Genomic DNA, 22,019 nt, shown 5'->3' with positions numbered 1-22,019 from the left:
AGGATCATCCCTCGTGGAGACCCCCGGCGATCCGCCGAACGCCGTGCCCGACCGTTCCCGCTGGGGCCGCCTGCACGTGCTGGACTGGATCGCGATCGGGCTGGCCGTGCTCGGAGCGGTGTTCGTGCTCACCGGGCTGCTCCCCCGCGCCGACGCCGAGGCGACGATGCGGCGGATCATCCCCATCCTGATCTTCCTCGGCACGGTGGTGGTGCTGGCCGAGCTGACCGCCGTGGCCGGGGTGTTCGACGCTCTGGCGACCCGGGTGGCGGTGACCGCGCGGGGCAGTTTCCGGGCCCTGTTCTGGCTGTGCGTCGGCTTCGCCTCGGTGACCACGATCGCGCTCAACCTGGACACCACGGCGGTGCTGCTCACGCCGGTGATGATCGCGCTGGCCCGGGCGCTGAACGTGCCGCCGACGCCGCTGGCCATGACCACCGTGTGGCTGGCGAACACGGCGAGCCTGCTGCTGCCGGTGTCCAACCTGACCAACATCCTGGCCAGCGACCGGGTCGACCTGGACCCGGTGCCGTGGGCGGCCCGGATGTGGTGGCCGCAACTGGTCGCCGTCGCGGTGACCGCGCTGCTGCTGTGGTGGTGGTACTGGCGTCCGGCGCGCGCCGGGGCCGACCCGTTCGTCCCGCCGCCGCCGTACGTGCCGCCGGACCGGGTGCTCTACCGCACCGCGCTGGCGGCCTGCCTGCTGTTCGTCGCCGGGATCCTCGCCGGGGTGGAGATCGGCATCGCCTCCGGGGCGGCCGCCGCGATCCTGGTCGCCGGCTTCGCGGTCCGGGCCCGGCACCGGCTGCGTCCGGCACTGGTGCCGTGGCGGCTGCTGGTGTTCGTGACCGGGCTGTTCCTGGTGGTGCAGACCATCGGCCGGCACGGCCTGGACACGGTGATGGGCACGCTCATCGGCACCGACCCGGGCGCGGAGGGGGCGCTGCGGGCGGGCGCGGTCGGCGCGCTGTTCAGCAACGTGGTGAACAACCTGCCCGCATACCTGGCCGGCGAGGCGGTGATCGCGGCCGACCGGCACACCCAGTTGCTGGCGCTGCTGATCGGCACGAACGTGGGTCCGCTGGCCACGCCGTGGGCGTCGCTGGCGACACTGATCTGGTACGAGCGCTGCCGGGCCGCCGGGGTCGCCGTACCGCTGGGCCGGTTCGTGGCCACCAGTGCCGCGCTCGCCGTGCTCGCCACCGCCGCCACCGTGACGGCGCTTCTTGTCGGTCCCGGCGCCTAGCATCGCGGCATCGCCCCCTGAGCCGGGGCGGGAAAACCGGTACGGCCCGATCCCGGGCGGCGGCTACCGTGCCCGCATGACCGCCGCGCCCACGCTGCACTTCTGCACCGACCCGGGCGAGTTCCTCGCCGCCGCCGAGGCGTACCTGGCGGCCGATCCGGTGGTCGGCACTGTGGTCGCCACCGTCGCGCAGCGGATGGCGGCCCGCCGCGCCGAGGGCGTCGCGCTGCCCGAGGACGACTGGTGGCTGGTGGTGCGCGAGTCCTCCGGGGCGGTGGTGGGCGCCGCGATGCGTACCGCGCCGTTCCCGCCGCGACCGTCGTTCCTGCTGCCGATGCCGCAAGAGGCCGCGGTGGCGCTGGCCCGGGCGTGGCAGAGGCGCGGCGAGCGGGTCCGCGCGGTGAACGGCGCGCTGCCCGCCGCGCGCGCCTGCGCCGACGAGGTGGCACGCCTCGACGGCGGGCGGGTCGCTGTGGCCCAGCACACCCGGCTGCACGTGCTCGACCAACTGGCACCACCGGCTCCGGTCCCCGGCGCGCTGCGGGCGGCCACCACCGACGACGTCGACCTGGTCGCCGCGTGGTTCGGCGCGTTCACGGCCGACGCCGACGAGCAGGCGGGCCGCCCGCCCGGCACCAGCGCACACGAGACGCCCGACCGCGCCGAGCTACTGCGCCGGATCCGGGACGGCCGGGTCTGGTTCTGGACCGACGGGTCGGGCCGCCCGGTGCACCTGACCGCCGCCCACCCGACGTCGTTCGGCGTGGCTCGCGTCGGACCCGTCTACACGCCACCGGAGCAGCGCGGACGCGGCTGGGCCGGCAACGCCGTCGCCGAGGTGTGCCGGCTGCTCACCGCCGAGGGCGCGCGGGTGTGCCTGTTCACCGACCAGGCCAACCCGGTGTCGAACCGGCTCTACGCCCGGCTCGGCTTCCGCCCGGTGGTCGACATGGCCAACCTGGCCCTGGTCGACTGACGGTCCGCGACTCCGGGTCAGCCGGCGAGGCCGAGCGCGGCCAGCCGGCGCGGGTCGGCGATCACGTCCACGGCGGCGATCCGGCCGCCGGTGACGGTGAACGCCATCACCGACAGCGGGCGGTCGCCGGCGGTCACCAGCACCCCGGCGGCGCCGTTGACGAGCACCGGCCGGGCGTGCGGGAACAGCCGGCCGAACGTGGTGGCCTGCGCCGCCACAGTCGTCGCGCCGGTGAGCACGACCGTGTGGCGGGCGCGGGCGGTCCCGGCGTCGGAGCGCAGCACCACGTCCGGGTGCAGCACCGCGATCAGCGCGTCGAGGTCACCGTCGCGGGCGGCGGCGAGGAAGGCGTCGACCACCGCCCGCTGCCGGGACAAGTCCGGATCGGGGATGGGCGCCTGCCCGCGTACCCGGCGGCGGGCCCGGCTGGCGAGCTGCCGGGCCGCCGCCGGCGAGCGGTCGACGAGCGGGCCGATCTCGTCGAACGGCACGCCGAACATGTCGTGCAGCACGAACGCGAGCCGCTCGGCCGGGGTCAGCGTGTCCAGCACCACCAGCAGCGCCAGGCCCACCGAGTCGGCGAGCACCGCGGCGTGCGCCGGATCGTCGGCGCCGGTGTCCACCACCGGATCGGGTAGGCGTACGTCCAGCGGGTCCTCCCGGCGGGCGGCGCGGGACCGCAGCGTGTTGAGGCTGACCCGGGCGACCACAGTGGTGAGCCAGGCGTCGAGGTTCTCCACGGTGTCCGCGTCGGTGCGGGACAGCCGCAGCCAGGTCTCCTGCACCGCGTCCTCGGCGTCGGTGAGCGACCCGAGCAGCCGGTACGCCACCGCGCGCAGCCGTGGCCGCTCCCGCTCGAACCGCTCCGCCAGGTCCATCACCTGAGCCTCCCCTCCCGCACATCGACTCGACCCGCGCCGGGTCACCGATGTGACCACAGGTGACAGCCGTCACACCTGTCACGTCGGCAGGCCGGCGCGGGTCGAGGTGGCAGCACCGACAACGGGAGGACGACGATGAACGCACCCATTCTGGTCACCGGCGGCACCGGCACGATCGGCCGGCACGTCGTGCCGCTGCTGCGCGCCGCCGGGCACCCGGTGCGCGTGCTCAGCCGGCGCGGCGGGCGGCCCGGCGACGGTGTCACCCACGTGGCCGCCGACCTGCTCGGCGGCGCGGACCTCGGCCCCGCCCTGAGCGGGGTGTCCACTGTGCTGCACCTGGCCGGCGGCGCGAAGGGCGACGACCGTGCCACCGCCCACCTGGCCCGCGCCGCGCACCGGGCAGCTGTGGCCCACCTGGTGCACATCTCGGTGACCGGCGCCGACCGGGTGCCGCTGGCCTGGATCCGGTCCAAGCTCGACGCCGAGCGCGCGGTGACGGACTCCGGCGTGCCCTGGACCGTGCTGCGCGCCGCGCAGGTGCACGACCTGGTGTTCACGATGCTGACGGCGATGACGCGGCTGCCGGTGGTGCCGGTTCCGGGTGGGCTGCGGTTGCAGCCGGTCGACGCGGCCGAGGTGGCGGCCCGGCTGGCCGAGCTGACGCTGGGCGCACCGGCCGGGCTGGTGCCGGACCTGGCCGGGCCGGACACGTACGGCATCGGTGACCTGCTGACCGGACACCTGGCGGCCACCGGGAAGCGCCGGGCACGGCTGCCGGTGCGCATTCCCGGGCGGGCCGGCCGGGCGTACCGGGAGGGCGCGAACCTGGCCCGGCCAGGCGCCGCGAGAGGCGTGCGGACCTGGACGGGCTTCCTGGCCGAGCGGGAGCCGTCGCGGCCGGTCGCCTGACCCGCCACGGTGCGTCAGGAGGCGGCGCGCGACGGCGGGTGGAACTGCTCGCACATGACCTCGTAGCCGTCCGGGTCGAGCCCGTAGAAGATCCGCGCCCATCCCACGTCCTCCGGCTCCAGCGTCACCGGCAGCCCTTCGTCGCGCCACAGCGCGTACGTGGCGTCCAGGTCGGCGGTGGGCACGGTGAGGACGACACCGAGCCCCGGCGGCCCGGCCTTGACCTCGCGTTCCCGCTCCGCGTTGTGGTGCCCGTGGCGGTGCAGGTCGGACAGGATCAGCCAGGTGTGGCCGAACGTGAGGTAACGCAGGTTCGTCTGGTCGGTCTGCGGGATCTCCTTGAAGCCGAGTCGCAGGTAGAGCCGGTGGGAGCGGTCCAGGTCGCGGACCCGGAGCCCGATCTTGAGCTGTCTGGCGGCCATCCCGCCGAGGCTAGCCGACCCGGCTCACCAGCCGACCGAGCCGAGGCCGACCGGGGTGAGGCGGCGTACCTGCGGCTCGATCCACTGTGCCGCGGTGACCAGTTTGACCAGCCGGTCGATGGTCTCCGGCGGCCCGGCCACGAAGCTGCGCCGGTCGGCGGGGCAGCCGTACCGGTCGTCGAACGTGCCGCCGTCGAGCGCGCGGACCGCCATGCCGGCCTCGACGGCGAGCAGCATCCCGGCCGGCAGGTCGACCGCCTCGGGGCGGTAGCCGACGATGCCGTCGATGTCGCCGCGGGCCAGCATCACCCAGGACAGCAGCGGCGCCCACAGTTGCAGCACCCGGCGGGCGCTGGTGTCCAGCACCACCTTCAGCGCGCGGGCGGTGCTGTCGTCCCGGCGTACCTCGTGCCCCTGGGTCCAGGCCAGCACCGGCGCGGACGGCACCGGGCGCTGCGCGGCCCGCAGCGGCCGCGCGGCCGGGCCGGACGCGTGCACGAACGCGCCCCGGCCGCGCACCGCCGACCAGGTCCGGCCCGCGACCGGGTCGTGCACCACGCCGAGCACCGGCGAGCCGTTGTCGCACAGGGCGATCCCGACCACGTACGCGGGCAGCCCGATCGCCACGTTGTTGGTGCCGTCCAGCGGGTCGACGAGCCACGCCCACGCGGTGTCCGGGGCGTACTCGCCGCCCTCCTCGGCGATCACGCCGTGCTCCGGCCAGCGGGCCCGGATCCGGTCGACGATCAGCCGCTCGGCGGCCAGGTCGAGGTCGGTCACCAGGTCACCGGTGTCGTTCTTGGCCCGGGCGTGCACCTCCCCCCGGGTGCCCCGGCGCAGCAGGCGGCCCGCCGCCTGCGCTGCCTCCACCGCGAACCGGTGCGCGTCGCGCAGGTCGGGCCCGCCTCTGCTCGGCTCCACGTCCATGGCTCCTCCAGCCAGTCAGCCCCGTGCCACCAGTCGCGCGATCTCCCGCGCCATCCGCGCGGTCTCCGCCGCGTCGCAGCGGTCCCGGCGTACCCGGTGGCTGCGCCCGTCCACCGCGCCGAGGCTCAGGTCGCACGCGCCGGGAGTGGTCCGGCCGAGCGCCACTGTCACCGCCGGCTCACCGGCGTCGACCTCCGAGGTGTGGAAACCGCCGGCACGCAGCGCGTACGAGTCGCCTGCGGAGTGCGTCTCCACCGTCGCGGTCATCGCGGTGACCAGCCGGTCGGTGGCGGCCATCTCGTCCACCTCGCCGAGGCTGTGCACCTCGTAGATCCGCCAGGCCGGGTCGGCCGGCGCGTCGTCGACCTCGATCAGCTCGTTGCGGACGGTCCCGTGCAGCACGTGGCTGAGCAGGTCCCAGCTGTGCGAGTGCATGGTGGAGGTGGTCGGGCGCACCGGCGTCGGGTCGGCCGGCCAGGCGTGCACGCAGATGCCGTCCGGGCCGTCGCGTTCCACGGGCAGGCAGGTGAAGCCGAGCGGGTGCCGGACCGCGCGCACCGGCCGCCGCCCGTCGGCGACGTCGCCGAGCACGTCCAGCACCCAGCCGCGCAGCATCTCCGGCCGGGTGCCCCGGTCGATCTCCCGTTCGAGGTCGGCGTAACTGGTCATGAGTAGGGGTTCCTCGCCTGGACGGCCTTGCCGATGATGCCGGCGACCTCACGGTCGCCGAAGGACCGGGGCAGCGTCAGGCCGAGGGCGGTGAACAACCGCCGTACCTGCTCGACCGACGGCTCGTCGTCGAGCTTGACCTGGGCCGCCGCCTCGATCGGCACGCGCCGGCTCTGCCGGCGGCTGTAGTCCAGCTCGATGTTGAAACGGTTGTAGTAGACCTCGCCGCGGTCGATGCGCAGCGCGGGCGTCTGCGGGTTCTCCTGCGTGATGACGACGCAGGAGGAGGAGAGGTCGTAGCGGAACGTGGTCATCTGCGCGGAGAGCCGGACGTCGATGGTGAGCAGGCCGGAGCGTTGCAGGTGCCAGCAGGCGGCCAGCACGGTCGCGTACGACTCCTTGCGGGTGCGGTCGACGGTCCACGGCTCGCCGGGCGCGTCCGGGTCGAGGCTGCGCCGGAACCGCGCGTACCGCTCGCAGACCTCCTCGTCGGTCGGGTCGATGATCTCGATCGCGACGGTGAGCGTGGCGTTGCGCCGCCGGGCGTGTTCCAGACAGTCCGGCAGCGTGACCGCGCGCAGGTAGGTGCCGGTGCCACCCTTGAAGCTCCACTGGTCGGTGTGCCTCCGCGCCTCGGCGAGCGCCTGCCCGACCTCGCTGCCGTGCAGCACGCGCACCATGGAGACGCTGTCGATGGCCTCACGGGCCCGGTTCAGCGCGCCCTCCGGCCCGGTGATCTCCTGCATCTGCGGCACCAGGTCGGTCAGCCGGTCGCGGGTGTCCGAGATGACCTGGCGGACCTCCCGCTCGGTGGTGCGCCGGCGCAGCCGGTCCCGCAGCATCGCCTGCGCGAGCAGGCCCAGGACCAGCAGGATCGCGCTGTTGACGACCTCCTGGTCGACCGCGTTGGTGAGGCCGAGCACGGACACCGTGAGGGCCAGGACGAGGCCGATGAACGCGTCGAGATTGGTCACGACCCAGGCGAGCAGGCGCGTCATGACATCCCCCGGTCGACGACGGAACCCTCATGATAGCCCGCTGTCAATGTCGCCATCACGCCCTGTTCTGCTGTGGTGGCGGTGCGCCGTGCCGGCGGGCGGCGCAGATCAGCGAACCGCCGAGCCCCGGTGCGGCGCGGGCCAGCCGCCGCGAGGCCACCCACCGGCCGCCCGGCAGCCGCCAGCCGACCTCGTTGGACCGCAGCGCCACCGGCGTGAACCCGGCCCGGCGCAGCGTCCGGCGCAGCAGCGAGGCGGTGAACGGGCGGATGTGCAGCCACAGGTACGGGTGCAGCGGATCGACCTGACGTGGCGCCCGCCCGGCGAGGAACGCCAGCCGGTCCTGCACCGGCGCCAGGTTCGGCGTGGTGAGCACCAGCAGGCCGTCGGGCGCCAGCACCCGGTGGCACTCCCGCAGCAGCGCCAGCGGGTCGTACACGTGCTCGATCAGCTCGCCGGCGAGCAGCCCGGCGAAGCTGCCCGCCCGGAACGGCAGCCCGCGGGTGGCGTCCAGGCAGACCGGCAGCGCCCGTCCGCGGGCCACGGCGCGGGCCGTGCGCAGCGCCGTCTCGGCCGTGTCGGCGAGCACCACCGGGCCGGGCAGCGCGGCCGGGTCGAGCATGCCGCGCGGTCCGCAGCCCAGTTCCAGCACCGGCCCGCGTCGGGTCACCCCCTCGGCCATCAGCCGGGCCGCGACCGCGCGGCGCACCCGGTGGTACGGGTCGTCGACGTACCCGTCGACCTCGGCGCCGTCGTGGTAGCGGCGGTGGTTGGCGTGCCTGCCGTGCGCCTGCGCGCGGTGCGACGACGTCCCGGTCGGCGGCTCGGCCATCACCCCTCCACAGCGGACGCCGGCCCCTTCGGCGGCGTCCGCACCAAGCCTCGCACCGGTTACGCCCGGCGGCGCGCACATCCGGCCCACCGGATGTGCGCGCGGCGCTACGTCAGATCGCCCGCGCCCAGTCCAGCCGGGTGCTGTCGTCGTACTCGTCGCCGGGGATCCACCACTGCTCGCCGAAGCCACTGGTGGACACGATGATGTTGCCGCCGTCCGGGTACTCGTTCTCCGGCGGGATCGACAGCGCGGCGCAGTAGCGGCCGTCCGGGGAGAACACCGGCGACAGGTAGAACCGGGGCTCGTCGGTGAGCTTCTTCAGCCCGGTGCCGCCGATGCGCACCGACGCCAGCGACTGGTTGTAGACCTCCCGGTCCAGGTGCCAGCGGTTGGTGCAGAAGACGACGCGCCCGGAGTCGGGCATGAAGACCGGCGAGATGAACATCTCGCCCGCCACCGGCGTGTAGATCGGCCGCACCGTGCCGGTCGCGAGTTCCAGCACCCGCAGTTGCCAGCCCTGCGAACGGCTGCGCCACCGTACGACGATCATCGAGCCGTCCCGGGACCAGTCCGGGTCCCTCATGGAGTGCCCCTCGACCAGCACGCGGGTGGCGCCGGTGACCACGTCCACAGCGATCAGCCGGTCGTTGCCCTGCCCGGTGACCAGCGCGATCTCGGTGCCGTCCGGCGACCACGTCGGCGCGCCGTAGCGGACACCGAACGGGTCGGCGAGCAGTGTGCGCTTCTGGCCGGTGACCCGGTCGTACACGGCCACGTACGGCTCCAGCGTGCCGTCGCCCGAGCGGGCCGTGTTGACCCAGGCCACGTACCGGCCGTCCGGCGAGGCCTTCGCGTGGTCCCCGTTCGGCAGCAGCTCCCGCGGCGTGGTGCGGCCCGGGTCGACCTGGAGCACACCCCAGCCGACGCTGACCAGCCACGACCCGTTCACCACGTCGGCGGCGGACGCGGGTGCGGCGGACGCGGCGTGGGGCCCGACGGCCAGCCCGGTCGCGGCGGCGACTCCGGTCAGCGCGGCGGTACGCAGCAGGGCACGACGATTCATTGCGGTCATTCGACAACCCCCGTGTGAGACGTGGCCCCCACACTCGCGAGTGGATCGACGCACCGGAATCGGACGAGTGGCCGCTTCACGCTCGGCTGCTCGTCCATCACCAGAGGTGAGCCCGAGGCGGCCCGGTACGCTCGCCCCGATGACCTCCGACGCGCTGCGCCGCGCCCTCACCGAACCGGGCGACCCGCCGCTGCTCCCGCTTCCCGGCGTGGCGGTCGAGCTGCTGGACGCCCTCGCCGCCCCGCCGCGCCTCGGCGCGCACCTGCGGCTGGTGCACGACGTCGCCTGGCACCTGACCGCCGCGTTCGCCGACCGGTTCGGCGCGGTGCCGTTCGACAGGCAGGCGGTGCTGTTCGGCGCCGCAGTGCACGACCTCGGCAAGGTCGAGCACCCCGGCGAGCTGACCGGCCCCGGGTCGGCGCACGAGGAGGCGGGCTACCAGCTGCTGTTGCGCTTCGGCGTACCGGAGGAGCGGGCCCGTTTCGCCGTCACCCACGCCGCCTGGCACTCCCCCGGCGTACAGCTGGAGGACCTGCTGGTCAGCCTCGCCGACAAGGTGTGGAAGGGCCGCCGGGTCACCGACCTGGAGCAGCTCGTGGTCGACCGGCTCGCCGCCATCACCGGCCAGGAGCGCTGGCAGACGTTCCTGGACCTCGACGACGTCCTCGCCGAGCTGGCCGCCGGCGCGGACCGGCGGCTGGCGTTCCAGGCGGAACATCCGGTTTACGGCTGACGTCGGACCGGCGGCGCCGATGAGTCCGCCGCGCGAGGGCGGTCTGCCCCGGGTCGGTGTTCTCCGATCTCCGGGAGGAAGCATGAGCACCAGCGAAGCGCGGGGCCGGGTGCGGGCGTTCGTCACCGTGTCCCTGGACGGCTACGTCACCGGTCCGGACGACCACGCGGGCCAGGGGCTGGGCGTCGGCGGCGAGCGGCTGCACCACTGGGTGATGGGCGGGCCGTGGACGTACGACACGCCGCGCGAACCCGGCACCGGCATGACCGGCGAGGACCGCGCGTACTTCGACGAGCTGCTGGCGGGCGTCGGCGCCGCGCTGTGCGGCCGGGGGATGTACGACAGCGCCGGCGCCTGGGGCGGCAGCAACCCGTTCGAGGCGCCACTGGTCGTGCTCACCCACCGCACCGCCGACCAGCCCGACCCGGACGCCGGTTTCCTCATGGTCGACGGGTTCGACGCGGCGCTGGCGGCGGCCCGGCGTACGGCCGGTGACGGCGCGGTGGTCATCGGCGGGGGCGCCGACGTGATCCGGCAGGCGCTCGCGGCCGGCGTGGTCGACGAGCTGGGCCTGTCCACCGCGCCGGTGATCCTCGGTCGCGGGAAGCGGCTCTTCGAGGGCTTCGACCGGGACGTCGACCTGGAGATCCGCGCCGTGCACCACTCGCGCCACGCGGTGCACGTCAGGTACGCCGTCGGCCGCCGCGCGAGTGATACCGATTGACTTTCGATAGGTTACGCGCGATAGTCGATGCATGTTGACGGCGCAACGCGCGGTGACACCACTCCGCGCCTTCCTGGTCCTGCTGTTCGCGATCCTGGTGCTGTTCCAGACCATGTCGCTGCCCGGGCAGTTCGCGCACATGGCGCGCGAGAACCCGGACATGGCGTACCTGCGGTGGCCCGCCACCGCGGTGACGATCTTCTGGGTGCTGTGCGTGCAGGTGGTGATCGTCTGCACCTGGCACCTGCTCACCCTGGTCAAGAACGACCGCATCTTCACCGAGGCGTCCCTGGGCTGGGTCGACGGGATCGTCTGGGCGGTCGCCGCCGCCTGGGTGGTGCTCGTCGGCGTGTTCCTCTACGTCGGCTTCAACGCCGACGACCCGGGGTTGCCACTGCTGCTGTTCCTGCTGGTCACCGGCGTCAGCGTGCTGGGGCTGCTGATGGTCGTCCTGCGCGCGCTGCTGCGCCAGGCCACCACGCTGCGCACCGACATGGAAGCGGTGATCTGATGCCGATCGTCGTGCGCATCGACGTCGAACTGGCCAAGCGCAAGATGAGCGTCGGCGAGTTCGCCGAGCGCGTCGGGCTCACCCCGGCCAACGTCGCCGTACTCAAGAACGGCCGCGCCAAGGCCGTCCGTTTCAGCACCCTGGAGGCCATGTGCCGGGTGCTCGACTGCCAGCCCGGCGACCTGCTCGAATGGGTCGCCGACGAGGAGGAGCGATGAGATACCTGGCCGTCGTCGTCGCCCTGCTCGCCGTCGTGCTCGGCGTCACCGGCTTCGTGTACGGCGAGGCCGACGACTCCCCCGGCCTCCAGTTCCTGTCCGCACTGCTCGTCATCGGCGCGGTCGCCATCGGCGTACGCGTCGCCCGGCGTACCCGGTAGGGCCGGCGCCCCCTCGACGCCGGCCCTGCCGGTCAACCCTTCACGCAGACGACCTGCTTGAGGTGGGCGACCACCTCGACCAGGTCCTCCTGCTGGGCCATCACCTCGGTGATGTCCTTGTACGCGCCGGGGATCTCGTCGACCACACCGGCGTCCTTGCGGCACTCCACCCCGGCGGTCTGCGCGGCCAGGTCCGCGGTGCTGTACGTCCGCTTCGCCTGCCCCCGCGACATCCGCCGCCCGGCGCCGTGCGACGCCGAGCAGTACGCGTCGAGGTTCCCCTTCCCGCGCACGATGTACGAGCCGGTGCCCATCGAGCCCGGGATGATGCCCAGGTCACCCCGGCCGGCCCGGATCGCGCCCTTGCGGGTCACCAGCACGTCCACCCCGTCGTAGTTCTCCTCCGCCACATAGTTGTGGTGGCAGGAGATCGGCTCGTCGTAGCCGGCGTGCGGGAACGCCTCCCGGACCACCTGGCAGAGCAGGGCGAGCATGACCGCCCGGTTACGCCGGGCGTACTCCTGCGCCCACCACAGGTCCCGCCGGTACGCCTCCATCTCGGGCGTGCCGGCGAGGAACACCGCGAGGTCCCGGTCCGGCAGGTCGGTGTTGTGCGGCAGGCCGCGCGCCACCGCCATGTGCCGCTCGGCCAGCTCCTTGCCGATGTTGCGGGAACCGGAGTGCAGCATCAGCCAGACCCGGCCGTCGTCCGCGCCACCCTGCTCCAGGCAGACCTCGATGAAGTGGTTGCCGCCGCCGAGCGTCCCGAGCTGCCGCTGCGCCCGCGTCTGGAGCTGCGCCACCTTCCGGTCCAGCGTCCCGAACCGCCGCCAGAACTCGTCCCAGCCCGCCTGCTCCAGCCCCCGGACCCGGCGCGGATCGACGGCGTCGTCACGCATCGCGAAGCCGACCGGGATCGCCGCCTCGATCGCCGACCGCAGCGGCGCGAGGTCGTCGGGCAGGTCGGCGGCGGTCAGCGAGGTCCGCACCGCCGACATGCCGCAGCCGATGTCCACGCCGACCGCGGCCGGCGACACGGCCTGCCGCATCGCGATCACCGAGCCGACAGTGGCGCCCTTGCCGAAGTGCACGTCCGGCATCACCGCGACGCCCTGCACCCACGGCAGCGCGCCGATGTTGCGCAGCTGCCGGGCCGCCTGCGCCTCGATCGCGTACGGGTCGGTCCAGACCCGGACCGGTGCCCGGGTACCGGCCAGCGGGGTGAAACCCATCGTCGTCTCCTTGCTCATGTCCGTCTGACGTAGGCCGTACGGGACTCGAACCCATAGCCTCCCGGGTGAGAACCGGGTGAGCTGCCAATTGCTCCAACGGCCCTCCGGCGGCGTGACGCCGTCGGCGGATTCACCCCGGACACGGAGAACCGCCCGGCTCCGGTCTGGGGCGGGCGGTTCGCGCGGATCGTCGCGCCGGCGCTAGACGCGCCACCACCCTGGTTGCCATTGCCGTCGCCGGCCCGTGCCCGATTCGGGCAGCAGGACACCGGCGCGCGGCGCTTGCCGCTCGGCGCGGGTGCGGTTCTGCTGCGACACGGTGGACTCCCCTGGTGGACCAGAACGTTGCCGCTCACGGTACGGCCGCCGCGCACCGGCGGCAACGTGAATTTGCGAGTGAAGCCCTCGTATGAAGGAGGTCTCTGCCGAGAGATCAACTTCACGAGGGGCTTCACGTGAGTGCCAGCGGCAGACCCGTCAGGACGGGACCTGGGCAAGCCTGAGCACGTAATCGAATCCGCGTTTCTGCGCGGGCGAATCCACCATTGGCAGGATCAGCGCTGGTATGCCGGCGGAAACCGATCCGCCGTCGCCGGCGGGATGATCACCGACCATCAGGGTCTGGCCCGGTGTGGCATGGAGGGCCTCGAGGGCGGCGCCCCAGATGCGAGGGTCCGGTTTGACGAAGCCGACCTCGTAGGACAGTACGAACGCATCGACATGGCCGTCGAGTCCGTGCCGCGCGAAGCATTTGCGGATGTCCCAGCCGACGTTGCTGACGACGCCGATGCGAACACCGCTGTCACGCAATGCGGACAGCGTGGCGACGGTGTCGGCGTACGGCTCGATTGCTTCGGCGTGTGTTTCGTGCATGACCGATGCCAGCGCCTGGTCAACCCCAGGAATCTGTTCCAGCACGGTGAGGATCGCCCGATCCCAGACTCGCGGATCCAGATCTCGGGCGATGTGGGCCGGATCCGTGGCCGTCTCCCGCAACAGTTCCGCGAAGTCGCCAGCAATACGGTGCGCCTCGCCAGCAGCCAATGCCCGGTCGATCGATGCCGCCGCGTTGCCCACCCAACGCTCCGAGTCTCTGGCGAACAGAGTCCAGGCGAAGTCGAACAGTACTGTCGTCACGCGCCTGGCGGTCATCGCATCACCCTAGATCGACACGACGCGTCCGGGAGCGGCGGTCGACCTGGATCGGGCAGGGCTGGGGTGCCCGGTCTCAGCCGGCGTGCGCCACCGGGTGGCGCCGCATCTCCTCCATGAACGGGTAGCGCGCGGTCAGCTCGGCGAGCGTGATGCCGGCCCGCCACGCGGCCGCCACCTGCGCGACCTGGAGCAGATCGGTGGCGTCGCCCCGCGCCTGGACGTCGCCGTCCACCCGCAGGTCGATCATGAAGTAGCGGGCCTGGGAGCCGAGGCTGACGCAGACCACGCCCCGGGCGGAGGTCATCTCGGCGCAGGTGAACCGGCTGCGCCCCTGCTCGGGCGCGGTAACCTCGCCCACGTCGAGCTGGTGCGCGGCGGCGGTCGCCACGAGCGCGGGGGCGAGACCGCCGGGCTCGACCAGGTCCGGGTAGAGGCGCACACCCAGTGCGGCCGACACGTCGCTCATGACTGACTCCCACTTCCTCGTGACAGAGACCAGCAGCGCGCAGGTTACGAGTGTGTTTCCGGCACGCACGGCCATCTTTTCCCGTGCGACGGTCCCGGGGCAATAGGAACGCCCTCATCGAACCCCTCCGAGGTACGCTGCCGCCTCATGGCGCTGATCCGGTGTGACTTCTTCTCCGAGGCGTTGGGCATGGGCACGTCGATGACGGTGCTGCTGCCCGATCGCGGCGCGGCCGGGATCGGCGTGCCGGGCGCCGCCTCCGACGGCGACCCGCCGGTGCTCTACCTGTTGCACGGCCTGACCGACGACGACACGGTGTGGACCCGGCGCACCTCGATCGAGCGGTACGTGGCGCCGCTCGGGCTGGCCGTGGTGATGCCGCAGGTGCAGCGGAGCTTCTACTGCGACGAGGCGCACGGCAACCGGTACTGGACGTTCCTCAGCGAGGAGCTGCCCGAGGTGTGCCGGTCGTTCTTCCGGCTGTCCACGCGGCGGGAGGACACGTTCGTCGCGGGCCTGTCGATGGGCGGCTACGGGGCGATGAAGTGGGCGCTGCGCCACCCGGAGCGGTTCGCGGCGGCGGCCAGCCTGTCCGGCGCGCTGGACGTGACGCGCCGCCGCCACCATGCGACCCGTCCGGTCGACCCGGCGGTGTGGCGCACCGTCTGGGGTGACGGCCCGGTGCCCGCCGACGACGACACGGTGGGGCTGCTGGAGCGCTCCGGCGACGACCGGCCGGCGCTCTACGTCGCCTGCGGCACCGAGGACTTCCTGTACGAGGACAGCATGCGGTTCCTCGACGTGGCCCGGAAGCGCGACGTGCCGGTCACCGTCGACTTCGGTCCGGGTGACCACGACTGGGCGTACTGGGACGCGCGGATCTCCGACGTGCTGGCCTGGCTGCCGCTGCGCACGCGCTGACCGGTGCGCGGGCGCTGAGCGGGCTCAGACGCCCACGGTGCCGTCGACCGCCTCGCGGATCAGGTCGGCGTGCCCGTTGTGGCGGGCGTACTCGTGCAGCATGTGCAGCATGACCAGGCGCAGCGAGACGTCCTCGCCCCAGCGTGCCTGGTGGCCTGTGACGTCGAGCGACTCGGCCTCCCGCTCGATGCGCTGGGCGTGCTCGATCTCCCGCTGCCACGCCTCGAACGCCTCCGCCGCGTCGGCGTCGCGGGCGTCGTACGCCTGCTGGAAGTCGCCGCTGTCCGACCACACCAGCGGCACGTCCTCGGCGGCGATGACCCGGCGGAACCAGGTGCGCTCCACCTCGGCCATGTGGCGGACCAGGCCGAGCAGGGACAGCGTGGACGGCGGCGACGCCTGCCGGCGCAACTGCTCGTCGGTCAGCCCCTCGCACTTGAGGGCCAGCGTGGCCCGGTGGAAGTCGAGGAAGGCGCGCAACGACTCCCGTTCGCCGGCGAGCAGCGGCGGGCCGATCCGTTCGGTCTCCATGAGCGTCGAGCCTAGCCGCAATCGATCATGGTGGAACGACCGCGTCACCGCAGTGACGAACCGGCCACCGGGAAGTCGAACCAGGTGTCCGGGTACGGCTCGTCGACGTACCGGTAGTGCCACCACTCCAGCGGATAGTTCTCGAATCCCTGCGCGGACATCAGCCGGCGCAGCAGGTCCCTGTTGTTCCGGGCGGTGTCGCTGATCCGCGCGTCGGCGGTGTGGGCGCGCGGGTCGAAGCAGTCGAACCCGGTGCCCATGTCGATCGAGTCGTCGGCGAAGCGGCGCCCGGCCGGCTCGGTGCAGGGCACGAGCGCCTGGCCGGGCGTGTACGCGGCCTGCGGCGGCCCGGAGACCGGGACCAGGGTCAGATCGACCGTGCTGCCCCGGCTGTGCGCGGTGGGCGCGCCGATGTAGCCGTCGGCGAACAGCCGGTCCTTGGCTACGCCGGGATAGAACTCCCCCTTCATCCGCTGCTCGCCGGGGAGTTTCGCCCAGGCGACGAAGTCGTCGGCGGCGCGCTGCGGGCGGTAGCAGTCGTACACCTTGAGGCTGTGCCCGCCGGCGAGCGCGGCGGTCTGCACCCGGTGCAGCGCCTGCGCCGCCGGGCGGGTGAGCAGGCAGCGCGGTTCGGCGTACCCGTCGATCGGACGGCCGACGAAGTTGTGCGGGCCCGCGTACCGGATGTCGGTGCGGACGGTGGGGTCGACGGTGGTGAGGTCCACGACGTCCGCCGGGGCCCGGGGGCCGGTCGGGGTGGGTGAGGGCGGCGCGGACGGCGACGGGGACGGCGCGGGCCGCTGGCAGGCGGCGAGCAGCGCGGCCGCGACGGCCAGGACCGCCGTCGCGCGCATGCCGGTGCCCATCCGCCGTGTCTACCAGCCCGAACGGGCCGGCATCGGCGGAACCGGTGGTCAGCCGCCCAGCACGGTACGCAGGAAGTCGACGGCGGCGGCGTCGTCGTCGATGCCGCCCGCCTCGTGGCCGTTGAACCGCCACACCGTCAGATCCTTGTCGCCCCGGTAGTCGTGGTAGGCGGCGTAGACGGTGGACGGCGGCGTGATCTCGTCCATCAGCGCGACGGAGAACCGGGCCGGCACTGTGGCGCGGCGGGCGAACGCGACGGCGTCGACGTAGCCGAGCGTGCGCAGCGCCTGCTCCTCGCGGTCGCGGTGCACGGCGAGGTAGTCGCGGATCTCCCGGTACGGCGTGGCGTCGGTGATCGTGATCGCGCGTGGGATGTCGCAGAGGAACGGCACGTGCGCGACGGCCGCGCGGACCCGCGGGGCCAGCGCGGCGGCGGCGAGCGCGGCGGCGCCGCCCTGACTGTGACCGAGTACGGCGAGCCGGTCCGGGTCGACAGCGGGCAGCTCGCACGCGGCGTCCACGGCGCGGACCGCGTCGGTGAGGAAGCGCCGGTAGTAGTACTTGTTCGGGTCCTCGATGCCCCGGGTGGCCATGCCCGGCGCCTGCGGTCCGGCGGCGGCGACGTCGGGTGTGTCGCCCCGGCTCCACCCCGAGCCCTGGCCGCGCGTGTCCATCTGGAGGTGGGCGAAGCCGGCCGCGGACCAGAGCAGGTTCTCCAGCGCGTGGCCGCGGCCGCCGCCGTACCCGACGTACTGCACGATCGTGGGCAGCGGCTCCGTCGCGCCGCGCGGCACCCGCAGCCAGGCGCGGATCGGCTGTCCGGCGAAGCCGGGGAAGGTGACGTCGAAGACGTCGACAGCGGTCAGCGGCGTGGGCAGCGGGGTCGCCGTCACGGGGTCGCCGCAGGAGCGCGCCTGTGCCAGAGTGTCAGCCCAGAAGGCGTCGAAGTCCGGAGGCTCGTGCAGGTCGCTGCGGTAGGTGCGGAGTTCGGCCTCGGTCAGGTCGGTGAACACGCCTCGGTTTTCCTCGTCGTTCGTCGGGGGTGGACGGCGAGCCGTCGGAAGATGACGGGCGCATTTCCGGAACGTTTCCGCAACTCGTGCGAACGCTAGGGCCGGTCCGGCCTGTCGTCAAGCCCTCGACGTACGGCAAGATGTTCGTGGGGCGGGACGGTCTACCGGTCGGTTCCGGCAGCCGGCGAAGGGAACACGGGTGAGCGCGGACGACGAGCGCAGGGTGACCATCACCGCGATCGCACGGGAGGCCGGCGTCTCGGTCCCGACCGTGTCGCGCGTGCTCAACGGGCGGTCCGACGTCGCGCCGGACACCCGGGAACGGGTCGAGGAGCTGCTGCGACACCACGGCTACCGGCGCCGCGGCAGCCGTACGGTGCGCCGGGCGGACCTGGTCGACCTGGTCTTCAACGACCTGGACAGCCCGTGGGCGGTGGAGATCATCCGCGGCGTGGAGGACGTCAGCCACGCCGCCGGGGTGGGCACCGTCGTCTCGGCGATCCACCGCGAGTCCAGCTCCACCCGGCAGTGGCTGCACAACCTGCGCGCCCGCGCGTCCGACGGCGTGATCGTGGTGACCTCGCACCTGAGCCCGGCCGTGCAGGCCCAGCTGCGGCGCCTCAACGTGCCGGTGGTGGTGGTCGACCCGGCGGCCGGCGTGGCCGCCACGGACGTGCCGGCGATCGGCGCCACCAACTGGACCGGCGGCCTGGCCGCCACCGAGCACCTGCTCAAGCTCGGCCACCGCCGGATCGGTTTCGTGGCCGGCCCGCCGCACCTGCTGTGCAGCCGGGCCCGGCTGGACGGCTACCGGGCCGCGCTGGCCGCCGCCGGAGTCGCCGCCGACGACCGGCTGGTGCAGCCCGGCGACTTCTACCACGCCTCCGGGTTCACCGCCGGTGGCGCGCTGCTCGACCTGGACGACCCGCCGACGGCCATCTTCGCCGCCAGCGACCAGATGGCCTTCGGCGTGTACGAGGCGGTGCGCCGCCGCGGGCTGCGGGTCTGCGACGACGTGAGCGTGGTGGGCTTCGACGACCTGCCCGAGGCGCGGTGGGCCTCACCGCCGCTGACCACGGTGCGCCAGCCGCTGGTGGAGATGGGCCGGCTCGCCGCGCGTACGGTGCTGCGGCTGGCCCAGGGCGAGGAGATCGACTCGCCCCGGGTCGAGCTGGCCACCGAACTCGTGGTGCGGGACAGCACAGCGGGGCCCGCCTACCGCTGATCCGGGCCGCTCCTTTCAGTCCTGTTCCGGAATTTCCGGCTCCCGTAGAGCCGGCCCGGCCGACAGGGCGACGGCGGCGGCGTTACGGCGACGCCGGGCCAGCAGCAGCGCTCCCCCGGCCGTCAGCACCGCGCCCACCGCCACAGTCACGCCCGTACCGGGACGCGGCCCGGGTGCCGCCCCGCCGCCCCGCAGACCGGCCTGCCCGGCCAGCGCCGAGGCCGCCCCGCCCGCCGGTGGCGCCGACCGGTCCAGCTCCCCCGGCTCGACCAGCCGTCCCACCGCGGCGTCGCGGGGCTGCGCGAACCCCCAGTCCAGCAGCGCCGCGCCCTGCTGCCAGCCCCGCTGCGTGGTCACCTCGGCGCCGAGCAGCGTGACCACGAGACGCCGCCCGCCGCGCTCGGCCGCGCCGACGTACGTGTGCCGGGCCAGGTCGGTGAAGCCGGTCTTGCCGCCGAGCGCGCCCGGATAGTGGTCCAGCAGCATGTTGTCGTTGGAGATCGCGAACCCCTTCGCCCGCTGCGCCGGCTGGGCCGGGATCTGCGCGATCCGGGTGGTGGCGTACCTGCGGAACGCCGGGTCGGCGAAGCACGCCCGCGCGATCAGCGCCAGGTCGTACGCGCTGGTGAACTGCCCCGGTCCGTCCAGCCCGGACGGGGTGACCGCGTGCGTCTGCCGGGCGCCCAGGCGGTGCGCCTCCTCGTTCATCGCCCGCACCCCGCCGGCCAGCCCGTCCGGGCCGCCGCCGAGGCGGGCGAGCGCGTTGGCCGCCTCGTTGCCGGAACGCAGCAGCAGGCCGAGCCAGATCGTCTCGATCTGGTAGCGCCCGCCCTCCACCAGCCCGACCGCCGAGCTGCCCGGTTCGACAGCCAGGTCCCCGGCGGTCACCGTCACCTCCCGGTGCGGGTCCAGCCGGGGCAGCATGGTGGCGGCCAGCAGCAGCTTCTGCACGCTCGCCGGTACGCCGTACTCGTGCGGGCCGCAGCCGCCGAGCACCGCGCCGCTGTCCAGGTCGGCGACCACCCAGGAGGTGGCTGTCACCGCAGGCGGCGCGCTCGACGCGGGCGGGACGACCAGGCCGGCGGTGTCGAGCGCGGCGCCGCCGACGGCCCGCGCGGCCGGGTCGGGCGCCGGTGGCGGCTGCGGCGGCCGGGCCGACGGGGCCGGCACGTTCGGGCAGGGCGGCGCGGCGGGCAGCCGGCGTACCGGCGCGCGCACGGCGGCCACGGCCGGTGTCGCCGGCACCGGCAGCAGCAGGGCGGCGGCCAGCGCCACGAAGGGTCCCCAGGTCCTCATGACCCGGACGCTAGCCACGCCGACCCGAACGGGTCACCGGCTCCGGGATTCGCGTTCCGGCGCCGCGGGCGCGCGGTAGGCTCCGCCGCCCGCTCGCGGATCAGCGCGCGCGGAGCCCGTGGCCGCCGAGCGGGCCGACGTGCCATCCGCGCCGGCGACACTCGGCCAGCACGCGCGGAAGCGCGGCGAGACCGGCCCGCCAGGCGCCCGGCGCGGCGGCACGGGAGGAGTCGTGCAGCAGGATCGTGCCGCCCCCGTCCAGCCCGGCCAGGACGGTGCGTGCGACGGTGCCGGCGGTGGCCGTGGCGGTCCAGTCCCGGCCCCAGCAGCTCCACAGCACCGGCCGCAGGCGCAGCCGCCGGGCGGCCACGAGCGCGGCGGTGGTGAGCACGCCGTACGGCGGTCGCAGGAACCGGGGCGGACGGCCGGTCACGTCGGTGACCAGGTCGTACGCGCGGGTCAGATCGCGAACCGTGCGAGCCGGACCGCGCAGCAGCAGATTGTCGTGCGTCCAGCCGTGCACGGCCATCTCGTGGCCGTCGCCGACCACCCGGCGACCCAGCGCCGGGTGGCGCCGCAGCATCGCGCCGAGCACGAAGAACGTGGCGCGGACCCGGTGCGCCGCCAGCACGTCCAGGACGTGGCCGGTGGACTCCGGGTCCGGGCCGTCGTCGAAGGTCAGCGCGACCCGGTCGGGCGTCCCGAGCCCGTGCAGGCCGGGCAGCAGCAGCCGCCGTACGGCGGGCAGCGCCGTCACCACCGGCGCCGCCTGCACCGCCGGCAGCACGAGCGCGGCGGCCCGGGCGAGGGTGGCGGCTCTCATCGCAGCCCGCCGGTGGACTGGAGCAGCGCGGCGAGGACGGCGACCGCGTCGCCGACCGGGTCCAGCAGGGGGCGACGTGTACCGGCCGGGCCCGCGGGCGGTGCCCGGCGTGCCGCCTCGGCGACCAGGCCGGCCGGGTCCTGGGACACGTCGTCGCGGGACGGGGCCACCGGTCCGGTCCCGATCACCGCCGCGAGCACCGGCCCGAGTTGCTGCGGTGTGGCAGCCCACCGGCTCAGGCCGGCGCGGGCCAGGATCGCGGCGTTCGCGCGTCCGTGCCCGGCGATGGGCCGGTACGTGACCACCGGCAGCCCGGCCGCCAGCGCCTCCTGGCAGGTCAGCCCACCGGCGTTCTCCACCATGACGTCGACGGCGCGCATCAGCGCCGGCATGTCGTCGACCCAGCCCAGCACGTGCCGGCCGGCGCCGCGCAGCCGGTGGCGCAGCGCCGCGTTGTGCCCGCACACCACGACCGGCCGGACGCCCGCGGTGGCGACCTCGGCCACCGTGGCCGCCACCTCGCCGGCGCCCCAGGAGCCCGCGACGACGAGCGCGAGCACACCCTCCGCCGGGAGACCGAACCGCTGCCGGGCCCGCCGCCGGTCCTCCGGGCCGGTGCGGGTGAAGGCGCGGGACACCAGCGGCTGCACCGCGGTGACGTCGGCGGCGGAGGCCTGGTGCGTCTCGGCGTGGCGGACCGCGCAGTACACGTCGACGCCCGGCGCGAGCCAGGTCGGGTGCACCACGAAATCGGTCACATAGGTGATCACCGGGACACGGAGCCGCCCGCGGCGCCGCAGCGGGCCGAGGAGCTGGTTGGCGAACGGATACGTGGTGACCACGGCCCGCGTGTCGGGCGGGATGCGGCGGCGCAGGTGACGCCGGAACGGCCGCAGCAGTGCGCGGATCGCGCGTACGGCGGTCTGCGACCTGCCGGTCAGCCGGAACAGCGCGTGGTAGCCCCAGGGAAGCCGGTGCAGCACGCCCCGGTACGTCTCGCGTACCACCCGGTGGACCGGGTGGGGCAGCAGGTGCAGGAGGTTCAGCCGGTCCACCGCGAAGCCCCGCGCACGCAGCCGGTGCGCCAGCTCGTCGGCAGCCCGGTCGTGTCCGGCGCCGATGTCCGCCGAGACCACCACGATCCGGCCCGGGTGCTCCATGCCGGGCGCATACCCACGGAACCGGTGTCCACGCGACCCCGCCCG

General features: G+C 74.1%; 26 protein-coding genes and 1 tRNA gene. 10 read left to right on the top strand and 17 right to left on the bottom strand.

Annotated elements, in window-relative coordinates; translation table 11 throughout:
• Positions 1 to 13 precede the first annotated feature (13 nt).
• Together FHX31_RS13260 and FHX31_RS13255 are read left to right on the top strand one after the other, a co-directional pair.
• Positions 14 to 1,246 carry an SLC13 family permease gene (locus tag FHX31_RS13260; RefSeq protein WP_184976300.1) on the top strand — a complete coding sequence of 411 codons (1,233 nt, stop codon included), beginning with the start codon at positions 14 to 16 and terminating at the stop codon, positions 1,244 to 1,246.
• Between the two features lie 76 nt (positions 1,247 to 1,322).
• Positions 1,323 to 2,222, top strand: coding sequence for a GNAT family N-acetyltransferase (locus FHX31_RS13255; RefSeq protein WP_184976299.1), 900 nt, complete (start codon positions 1,323 to 1,325; stop codon positions 2,220 to 2,222).
• 17 nt (positions 2,223 to 2,239) lie between these two features.
• Here the strand turns inward: FHX31_RS13255 and sigJ are convergent, their stop codons facing one another.
• On the bottom strand, positions 2,240 to 3,100 hold the full coding sequence (gene sigJ / locus FHX31_RS13250; protein ID WP_091043477.1) for an RNA polymerase sigma factor SigJ: 861 nt from the start codon (positions 3,098 to 3,100) through the stop codon (positions 2,240 to 2,242).
• 138 nt (positions 3,101 to 3,238) lie between these two features.
• Here sigJ and FHX31_RS13245 point away from each other — a divergent pair, with 138 nt between their 5' ends.
• Entirely contained in the window at positions 3,239 to 4,015 is a 777-nt protein-coding gene (locus tag FHX31_RS13245; protein WP_184976297.1) for an SDR family oxidoreductase, read from the top strand.
• A gap of 14 nt (positions 4,016 to 4,029) precedes the next feature.
• Here the strand turns inward: FHX31_RS13245 and FHX31_RS13240 are convergent, their stop codons facing one another.
• The 6 genes from FHX31_RS13240 to FHX31_RS13215 all read right to left on the bottom strand — a co-directional run bounded on the left by FHX31_RS13240 (position 4,030) and on the right by FHX31_RS13215 (position 8,929).
• Positions 4,030 to 4,437 carry a VOC family protein gene (locus tag FHX31_RS13240; RefSeq protein ID WP_047891941.1) on the bottom strand — a complete coding sequence of 136 codons (408 nt, stop codon included), beginning with the start codon at positions 4,435 to 4,437 and terminating at the stop codon, positions 4,030 to 4,032.
• A gap of 24 nt (positions 4,438 to 4,461) precedes the next feature.
• Positions 4,462 to 5,364: an inositol monophosphatase family protein gene (locus FHX31_RS13235; protein WP_013286528.1), complete on the bottom strand. Its 903-nt coding sequence runs from the start codon at positions 5,362 to 5,364 to the stop codon at positions 4,462 to 4,464.
• 15 nt (positions 5,365 to 5,379) lie between these two features.
• Entirely contained in the window at positions 5,380 to 6,033 is a 654-nt protein-coding gene (locus tag FHX31_RS13230; RefSeq protein WP_151014578.1) for a sulfurtransferase TusA family protein, read from the bottom strand.
• Complete coding sequence (locus FHX31_RS13225) at positions 6,030 to 7,031, bottom strand: hypothetical protein (protein ID WP_013286530.1); 1,002 nt, start codon at positions 7,029 to 7,031, stop codon at positions 6,030 to 6,032. The genes FHX31_RS13230 and FHX31_RS13225 overlap by 4 nt, the downstream gene beginning before the upstream one ends.
• A 55-nt stretch (positions 7,032 to 7,086) precedes the next feature.
• Complete coding sequence (locus tag FHX31_RS13220; protein ID WP_151014580.1) at positions 7,087 to 7,863, bottom strand: class I SAM-dependent methyltransferase; 777 nt, start codon at positions 7,861 to 7,863, stop codon at positions 7,087 to 7,089.
• Positions 7,864 to 7,975: 112 nt separating this feature from the next.
• Positions 7,976 to 8,929 (bottom strand): TolB family protein, encoded by a 954-nt coding sequence (locus FHX31_RS13215; protein ID WP_230649811.1) that lies wholly within the window; start codon positions 8,927 to 8,929, stop codon positions 7,976 to 7,978.
• Positions 8,930 to 9,077: 148 nt separating this feature from the next.
• Here FHX31_RS13215 and FHX31_RS13210 point away from each other — a divergent pair, with 148 nt between their 5' ends.
• From FHX31_RS13210 to FHX31_RS13190, 5 genes are all read left to right on the top strand, one after another.
• Positions 9,078 to 9,671, top strand: a complete 594-nt coding sequence (locus tag FHX31_RS13210; protein ID WP_013286533.1) for an HD domain-containing protein — start codon at positions 9,078 to 9,080, stop codon at positions 9,669 to 9,671.
• Positions 9,672 to 9,753: 82 nt separating this feature from the next.
• On the top strand, positions 9,754 to 10,395 hold the full coding sequence (locus FHX31_RS13205; RefSeq protein ID WP_013476641.1) for a dihydrofolate reductase family protein: 642 nt from the start codon (positions 9,754 to 9,756) through the stop codon (positions 10,393 to 10,395).
• A 31-nt stretch (positions 10,396 to 10,426) separates the two neighbouring features.
• Positions 10,427 to 10,906 (top strand): DUF2975 domain-containing protein, encoded by a 480-nt coding sequence (locus tag FHX31_RS13200; protein WP_013476640.1) that lies wholly within the window; start codon positions 10,427 to 10,429, stop codon positions 10,904 to 10,906.
• The gene (locus tag FHX31_RS13195; RefSeq protein ID WP_013476639.1) at positions 10,906 to 11,124 is read left to right on the top strand and encodes a helix-turn-helix domain-containing protein; all 219 of its coding nucleotides are present in this window, start codon (positions 10,906 to 10,908) and stop codon (positions 11,122 to 11,124) included. Before FHX31_RS13200 ends, FHX31_RS13195 begins: the two co-directional genes overlap by 1 nt.
• Entirely contained in the window at positions 11,121 to 11,285 is a 165-nt protein-coding gene (locus tag FHX31_RS13190; protein WP_013286537.1) for a hypothetical protein, read from the top strand. Before FHX31_RS13195 ends, FHX31_RS13190 begins: the two co-directional genes overlap by 4 nt.
• Positions 11,286 to 11,317: 32 nt before the next feature.
• Here the strand turns inward: FHX31_RS13190 and FHX31_RS13185 are convergent, their stop codons facing one another.
• The 4 genes from FHX31_RS13185 to FHX31_RS13170 all read right to left on the bottom strand — a co-directional run bounded on the left by FHX31_RS13185 (position 11,318) and on the right by FHX31_RS13170 (position 14,138).
• Positions 11,318 to 12,517 (bottom strand): RtcB family protein, encoded by a 1,200-nt coding sequence (locus tag FHX31_RS13185; protein ID WP_184976295.1) that lies wholly within the window; start codon positions 12,515 to 12,517, stop codon positions 11,318 to 11,320.
• Positions 12,518 to 12,547: 30 nt separating this feature from the next.
• A tRNA-Glu gene (locus tag FHX31_RS13180) sits at positions 12,548 to 12,620 on the bottom strand.
• A 374-nt stretch (positions 12,621 to 12,994) separates the two neighbouring features.
• Positions 12,995 to 13,669 (bottom strand): HAD family hydrolase, encoded by a 675-nt coding sequence (locus FHX31_RS13175; protein WP_013476637.1) that lies wholly within the window; start codon positions 13,667 to 13,669, stop codon positions 12,995 to 12,997.
• A 76-nt stretch (positions 13,670 to 13,745) separates the two neighbouring features.
• Positions 13,746 to 14,138, bottom strand: a complete 393-nt coding sequence (locus FHX31_RS13170; protein ID WP_013286540.1) for a hypothetical protein — start codon at positions 14,136 to 14,138, stop codon at positions 13,746 to 13,748.
• Between the two features lie 147 nt (positions 14,139 to 14,285).
• Between FHX31_RS13170 and FHX31_RS13165 the strand changes: the two genes are divergently transcribed.
• On the top strand, positions 14,286 to 15,059 hold the full coding sequence (locus tag FHX31_RS13165) for an alpha/beta hydrolase (RefSeq protein WP_013476636.1): 774 nt from the start codon (positions 14,286 to 14,288) through the stop codon (positions 15,057 to 15,059).
• Between the two features lie 24 nt (positions 15,060 to 15,083).
• On the opposite strand, the gene FHX31_RS13160 is transcribed toward FHX31_RS13165, so the two are convergent.
• Genes FHX31_RS13160 through FHX31_RS13150 form a run of 3 tightly spaced genes read right to left on the bottom strand, consistent with a single transcriptional unit; the run spans position 15,084 to position 17,470 of the window.
• Positions 15,084 to 15,590, bottom strand: coding sequence for a DinB family protein (locus FHX31_RS13160; protein WP_184976293.1), 507 nt, complete (start codon positions 15,588 to 15,590; stop codon positions 15,084 to 15,086).
• 44 nt (positions 15,591 to 15,634) lie between these two features.
• Positions 15,635 to 16,444 carry a M15 family metallopeptidase gene (locus FHX31_RS13155; protein WP_184977781.1) on the bottom strand — a complete coding sequence of 270 codons (810 nt, stop codon included), beginning with the start codon at positions 16,442 to 16,444 and terminating at the stop codon, positions 15,635 to 15,637.
• A gap of 60 nt (positions 16,445 to 16,504) precedes the next feature.
• On the bottom strand, positions 16,505 to 17,470 hold the full coding sequence (locus FHX31_RS13150) for an acetylxylan esterase (protein ID WP_013286544.1): 966 nt from the start codon (positions 17,468 to 17,470) through the stop codon (positions 16,505 to 16,507).
• 199 nt (positions 17,471 to 17,669) lie between these two features.
• Here FHX31_RS13150 and FHX31_RS13145 point away from each other — a divergent pair, with 199 nt between their 5' ends.
• Entirely contained in the window at positions 17,670 to 18,695 is a 1,026-nt protein-coding gene (locus tag FHX31_RS13145) for a LacI family DNA-binding transcriptional regulator (protein WP_013286545.1), read from the top strand.
• A 15-nt stretch (positions 18,696 to 18,710) separates the two neighbouring features.
• Here FHX31_RS13145 and FHX31_RS13140 read toward each other — a convergent pair whose 3' ends face one another.
• From FHX31_RS13140 to FHX31_RS13130, 3 genes are all read right to left on the bottom strand, one after another.
• Entirely contained in the window at positions 18,711 to 19,991 is a 1,281-nt protein-coding gene (locus FHX31_RS13140) for a D-alanyl-D-alanine carboxypeptidase family protein (RefSeq protein WP_184976291.1), read from the bottom strand.
• Between the two features lie 100 nt (positions 19,992 to 20,091).
• Positions 20,092 to 20,814: a polysaccharide deacetylase family protein gene (locus FHX31_RS13135; RefSeq protein WP_184976289.1), complete on the bottom strand. Its 723-nt coding sequence runs from the start codon at positions 20,812 to 20,814 to the stop codon at positions 20,092 to 20,094.
• Positions 20,811 to 21,974 (bottom strand): MGDG synthase family glycosyltransferase, encoded by a 1,164-nt coding sequence (locus FHX31_RS13130; RefSeq protein WP_151016309.1) that lies wholly within the window; start codon positions 21,972 to 21,974, stop codon positions 20,811 to 20,813. The genes FHX31_RS13135 and FHX31_RS13130 overlap by 4 nt, the downstream gene beginning before the upstream one ends.
• Positions 21,975 to 22,019: the final 45 nt, after the last annotated feature.

Source organism: Micromonospora sp. CNZ286 (assembly GCF_014207755.1).
This window is presented reverse-complemented; position numbering and strand designations above follow the sequence as displayed.

What these genes read in the sequence shown, in the direction of transcription:
- FHX31_RS13255 (WP_184976299.1), top strand. Translation starts at nt 1,323, where the DNA reads ATGACCGCCGCGCCCACGCTGCACTTCTGCACCGACCCGGGCGAGTTC.
- sigJ (WP_091043477.1), bottom strand. Translation starts at nt 3,100, where the DNA reads ATGGACCTGGCGGAGCGGTTCGAGCGGGAGCGGCCACGGCTGCGCGCG.
- FHX31_RS13245 (WP_184976297.1), top strand. Translation starts at nt 3,239, where the DNA reads ATGAACGCACCCATTCTGGTCACCGGCGGCACCGGCACGATCGGCCGG.
- FHX31_RS13240 (WP_047891941.1), bottom strand. Translation starts at nt 4,437, where the DNA reads ATGGCCGCCAGACAGCTCAAGATCGGGCTCCGGGTCCGCGACCTGGAC.
- FHX31_RS13235 (WP_013286528.1), bottom strand. Translation starts at nt 5,364, where the DNA reads ATGGACGTGGAGCCGAGCAGAGGCGGGCCCGACCTGCGCGACGCGCAC.
- FHX31_RS13230 (WP_151014578.1), bottom strand. Translation starts at nt 6,033, where the DNA reads ATGACCAGTTACGCCGACCTCGAACGGGAGATCGACCGGGGCACCCGG.
- FHX31_RS13225 (WP_013286530.1), bottom strand. Translation starts at nt 7,031, where the DNA reads ATGACGCGCCTGCTCGCCTGGGTCGTGACCAATCTCGACGCGTTCATC.
- FHX31_RS13220 (WP_151014580.1), bottom strand. Translation starts at nt 7,863, where the DNA reads ATGGCCGAGCCGCCGACCGGGACGTCGTCGCACCGCGCGCAGGCGCAC.
- FHX31_RS13215 (WP_230649811.1), bottom strand. Translation starts at nt 8,929, where the DNA reads ATGAATCGTCGTGCCCTGCTGCGTACCGCCGCGCTGACCGGAGTCGCC.
- FHX31_RS13210 (WP_013286533.1), top strand. Translation starts at nt 9,078, where the DNA reads ATGACCTCCGACGCGCTGCGCCGCGCCCTCACCGAACCGGGCGACCCG.
- FHX31_RS13205 (WP_013476641.1), top strand. Translation starts at nt 9,754, where the DNA reads ATGAGCACCAGCGAAGCGCGGGGCCGGGTGCGGGCGTTCGTCACCGTG.
- FHX31_RS13200 (WP_013476640.1), top strand. Translation starts at nt 10,427, where the DNA reads ATGTTGACGGCGCAACGCGCGGTGACACCACTCCGCGCCTTCCTGGTC.
- FHX31_RS13195 (WP_013476639.1), top strand. Translation starts at nt 10,906, where the DNA reads ATGCCGATCGTCGTGCGCATCGACGTCGAACTGGCCAAGCGCAAGATG.
- FHX31_RS13190 (WP_013286537.1), top strand. Translation starts at nt 11,121, where the DNA reads ATGAGATACCTGGCCGTCGTCGTCGCCCTGCTCGCCGTCGTGCTCGGC.
- FHX31_RS13185 (WP_184976295.1), bottom strand. Translation starts at nt 12,517, where the DNA reads ATGGGTTTCACCCCGCTGGCCGGTACCCGGGCACCGGTCCGGGTCTGG.
- FHX31_RS13175 (WP_013476637.1), bottom strand. Translation starts at nt 13,669, where the DNA reads ATGACCGCCAGGCGCGTGACGACAGTACTGTTCGACTTCGCCTGGACT.
- FHX31_RS13170 (WP_013286540.1), bottom strand. Translation starts at nt 14,138, where the DNA reads ATGAGCGACGTGTCGGCCGCACTGGGTGTGCGCCTCTACCCGGACCTG.
- FHX31_RS13165 (WP_013476636.1), top strand. Translation starts at nt 14,286, where the DNA reads ATGGCGCTGATCCGGTGTGACTTCTTCTCCGAGGCGTTGGGCATGGGC.
- FHX31_RS13160 (WP_184976293.1), bottom strand. Translation starts at nt 15,590, where the DNA reads ATGGAGACCGAACGGATCGGCCCGCCGCTGCTCGCCGGCGAACGGGAG.
- FHX31_RS13155 (WP_184977781.1), bottom strand. Translation starts at nt 16,444, where the DNA reads ATGCGCGCGACGGCGGTCCTGGCCGTCGCGGCCGCGCTGCTCGCCGCC.
- FHX31_RS13140 (WP_184976291.1), bottom strand. Translation starts at nt 19,991, where the DNA reads ATGAGGACCTGGGGACCCTTCGTGGCGCTGGCCGCCGCCCTGCTGCTG.
- FHX31_RS13135 (WP_184976289.1), bottom strand. Translation starts at nt 20,814, where the DNA reads ATGAGAGCCGCCACCCTCGCCCGGGCCGCCGCGCTCGTGCTGCCGGCG.
- FHX31_RS13130 (WP_151016309.1), bottom strand. Translation starts at nt 21,974, where the DNA reads ATGGAGCACCCGGGCCGGATCGTGGTGGTCTCGGCGGACATCGGCGCC.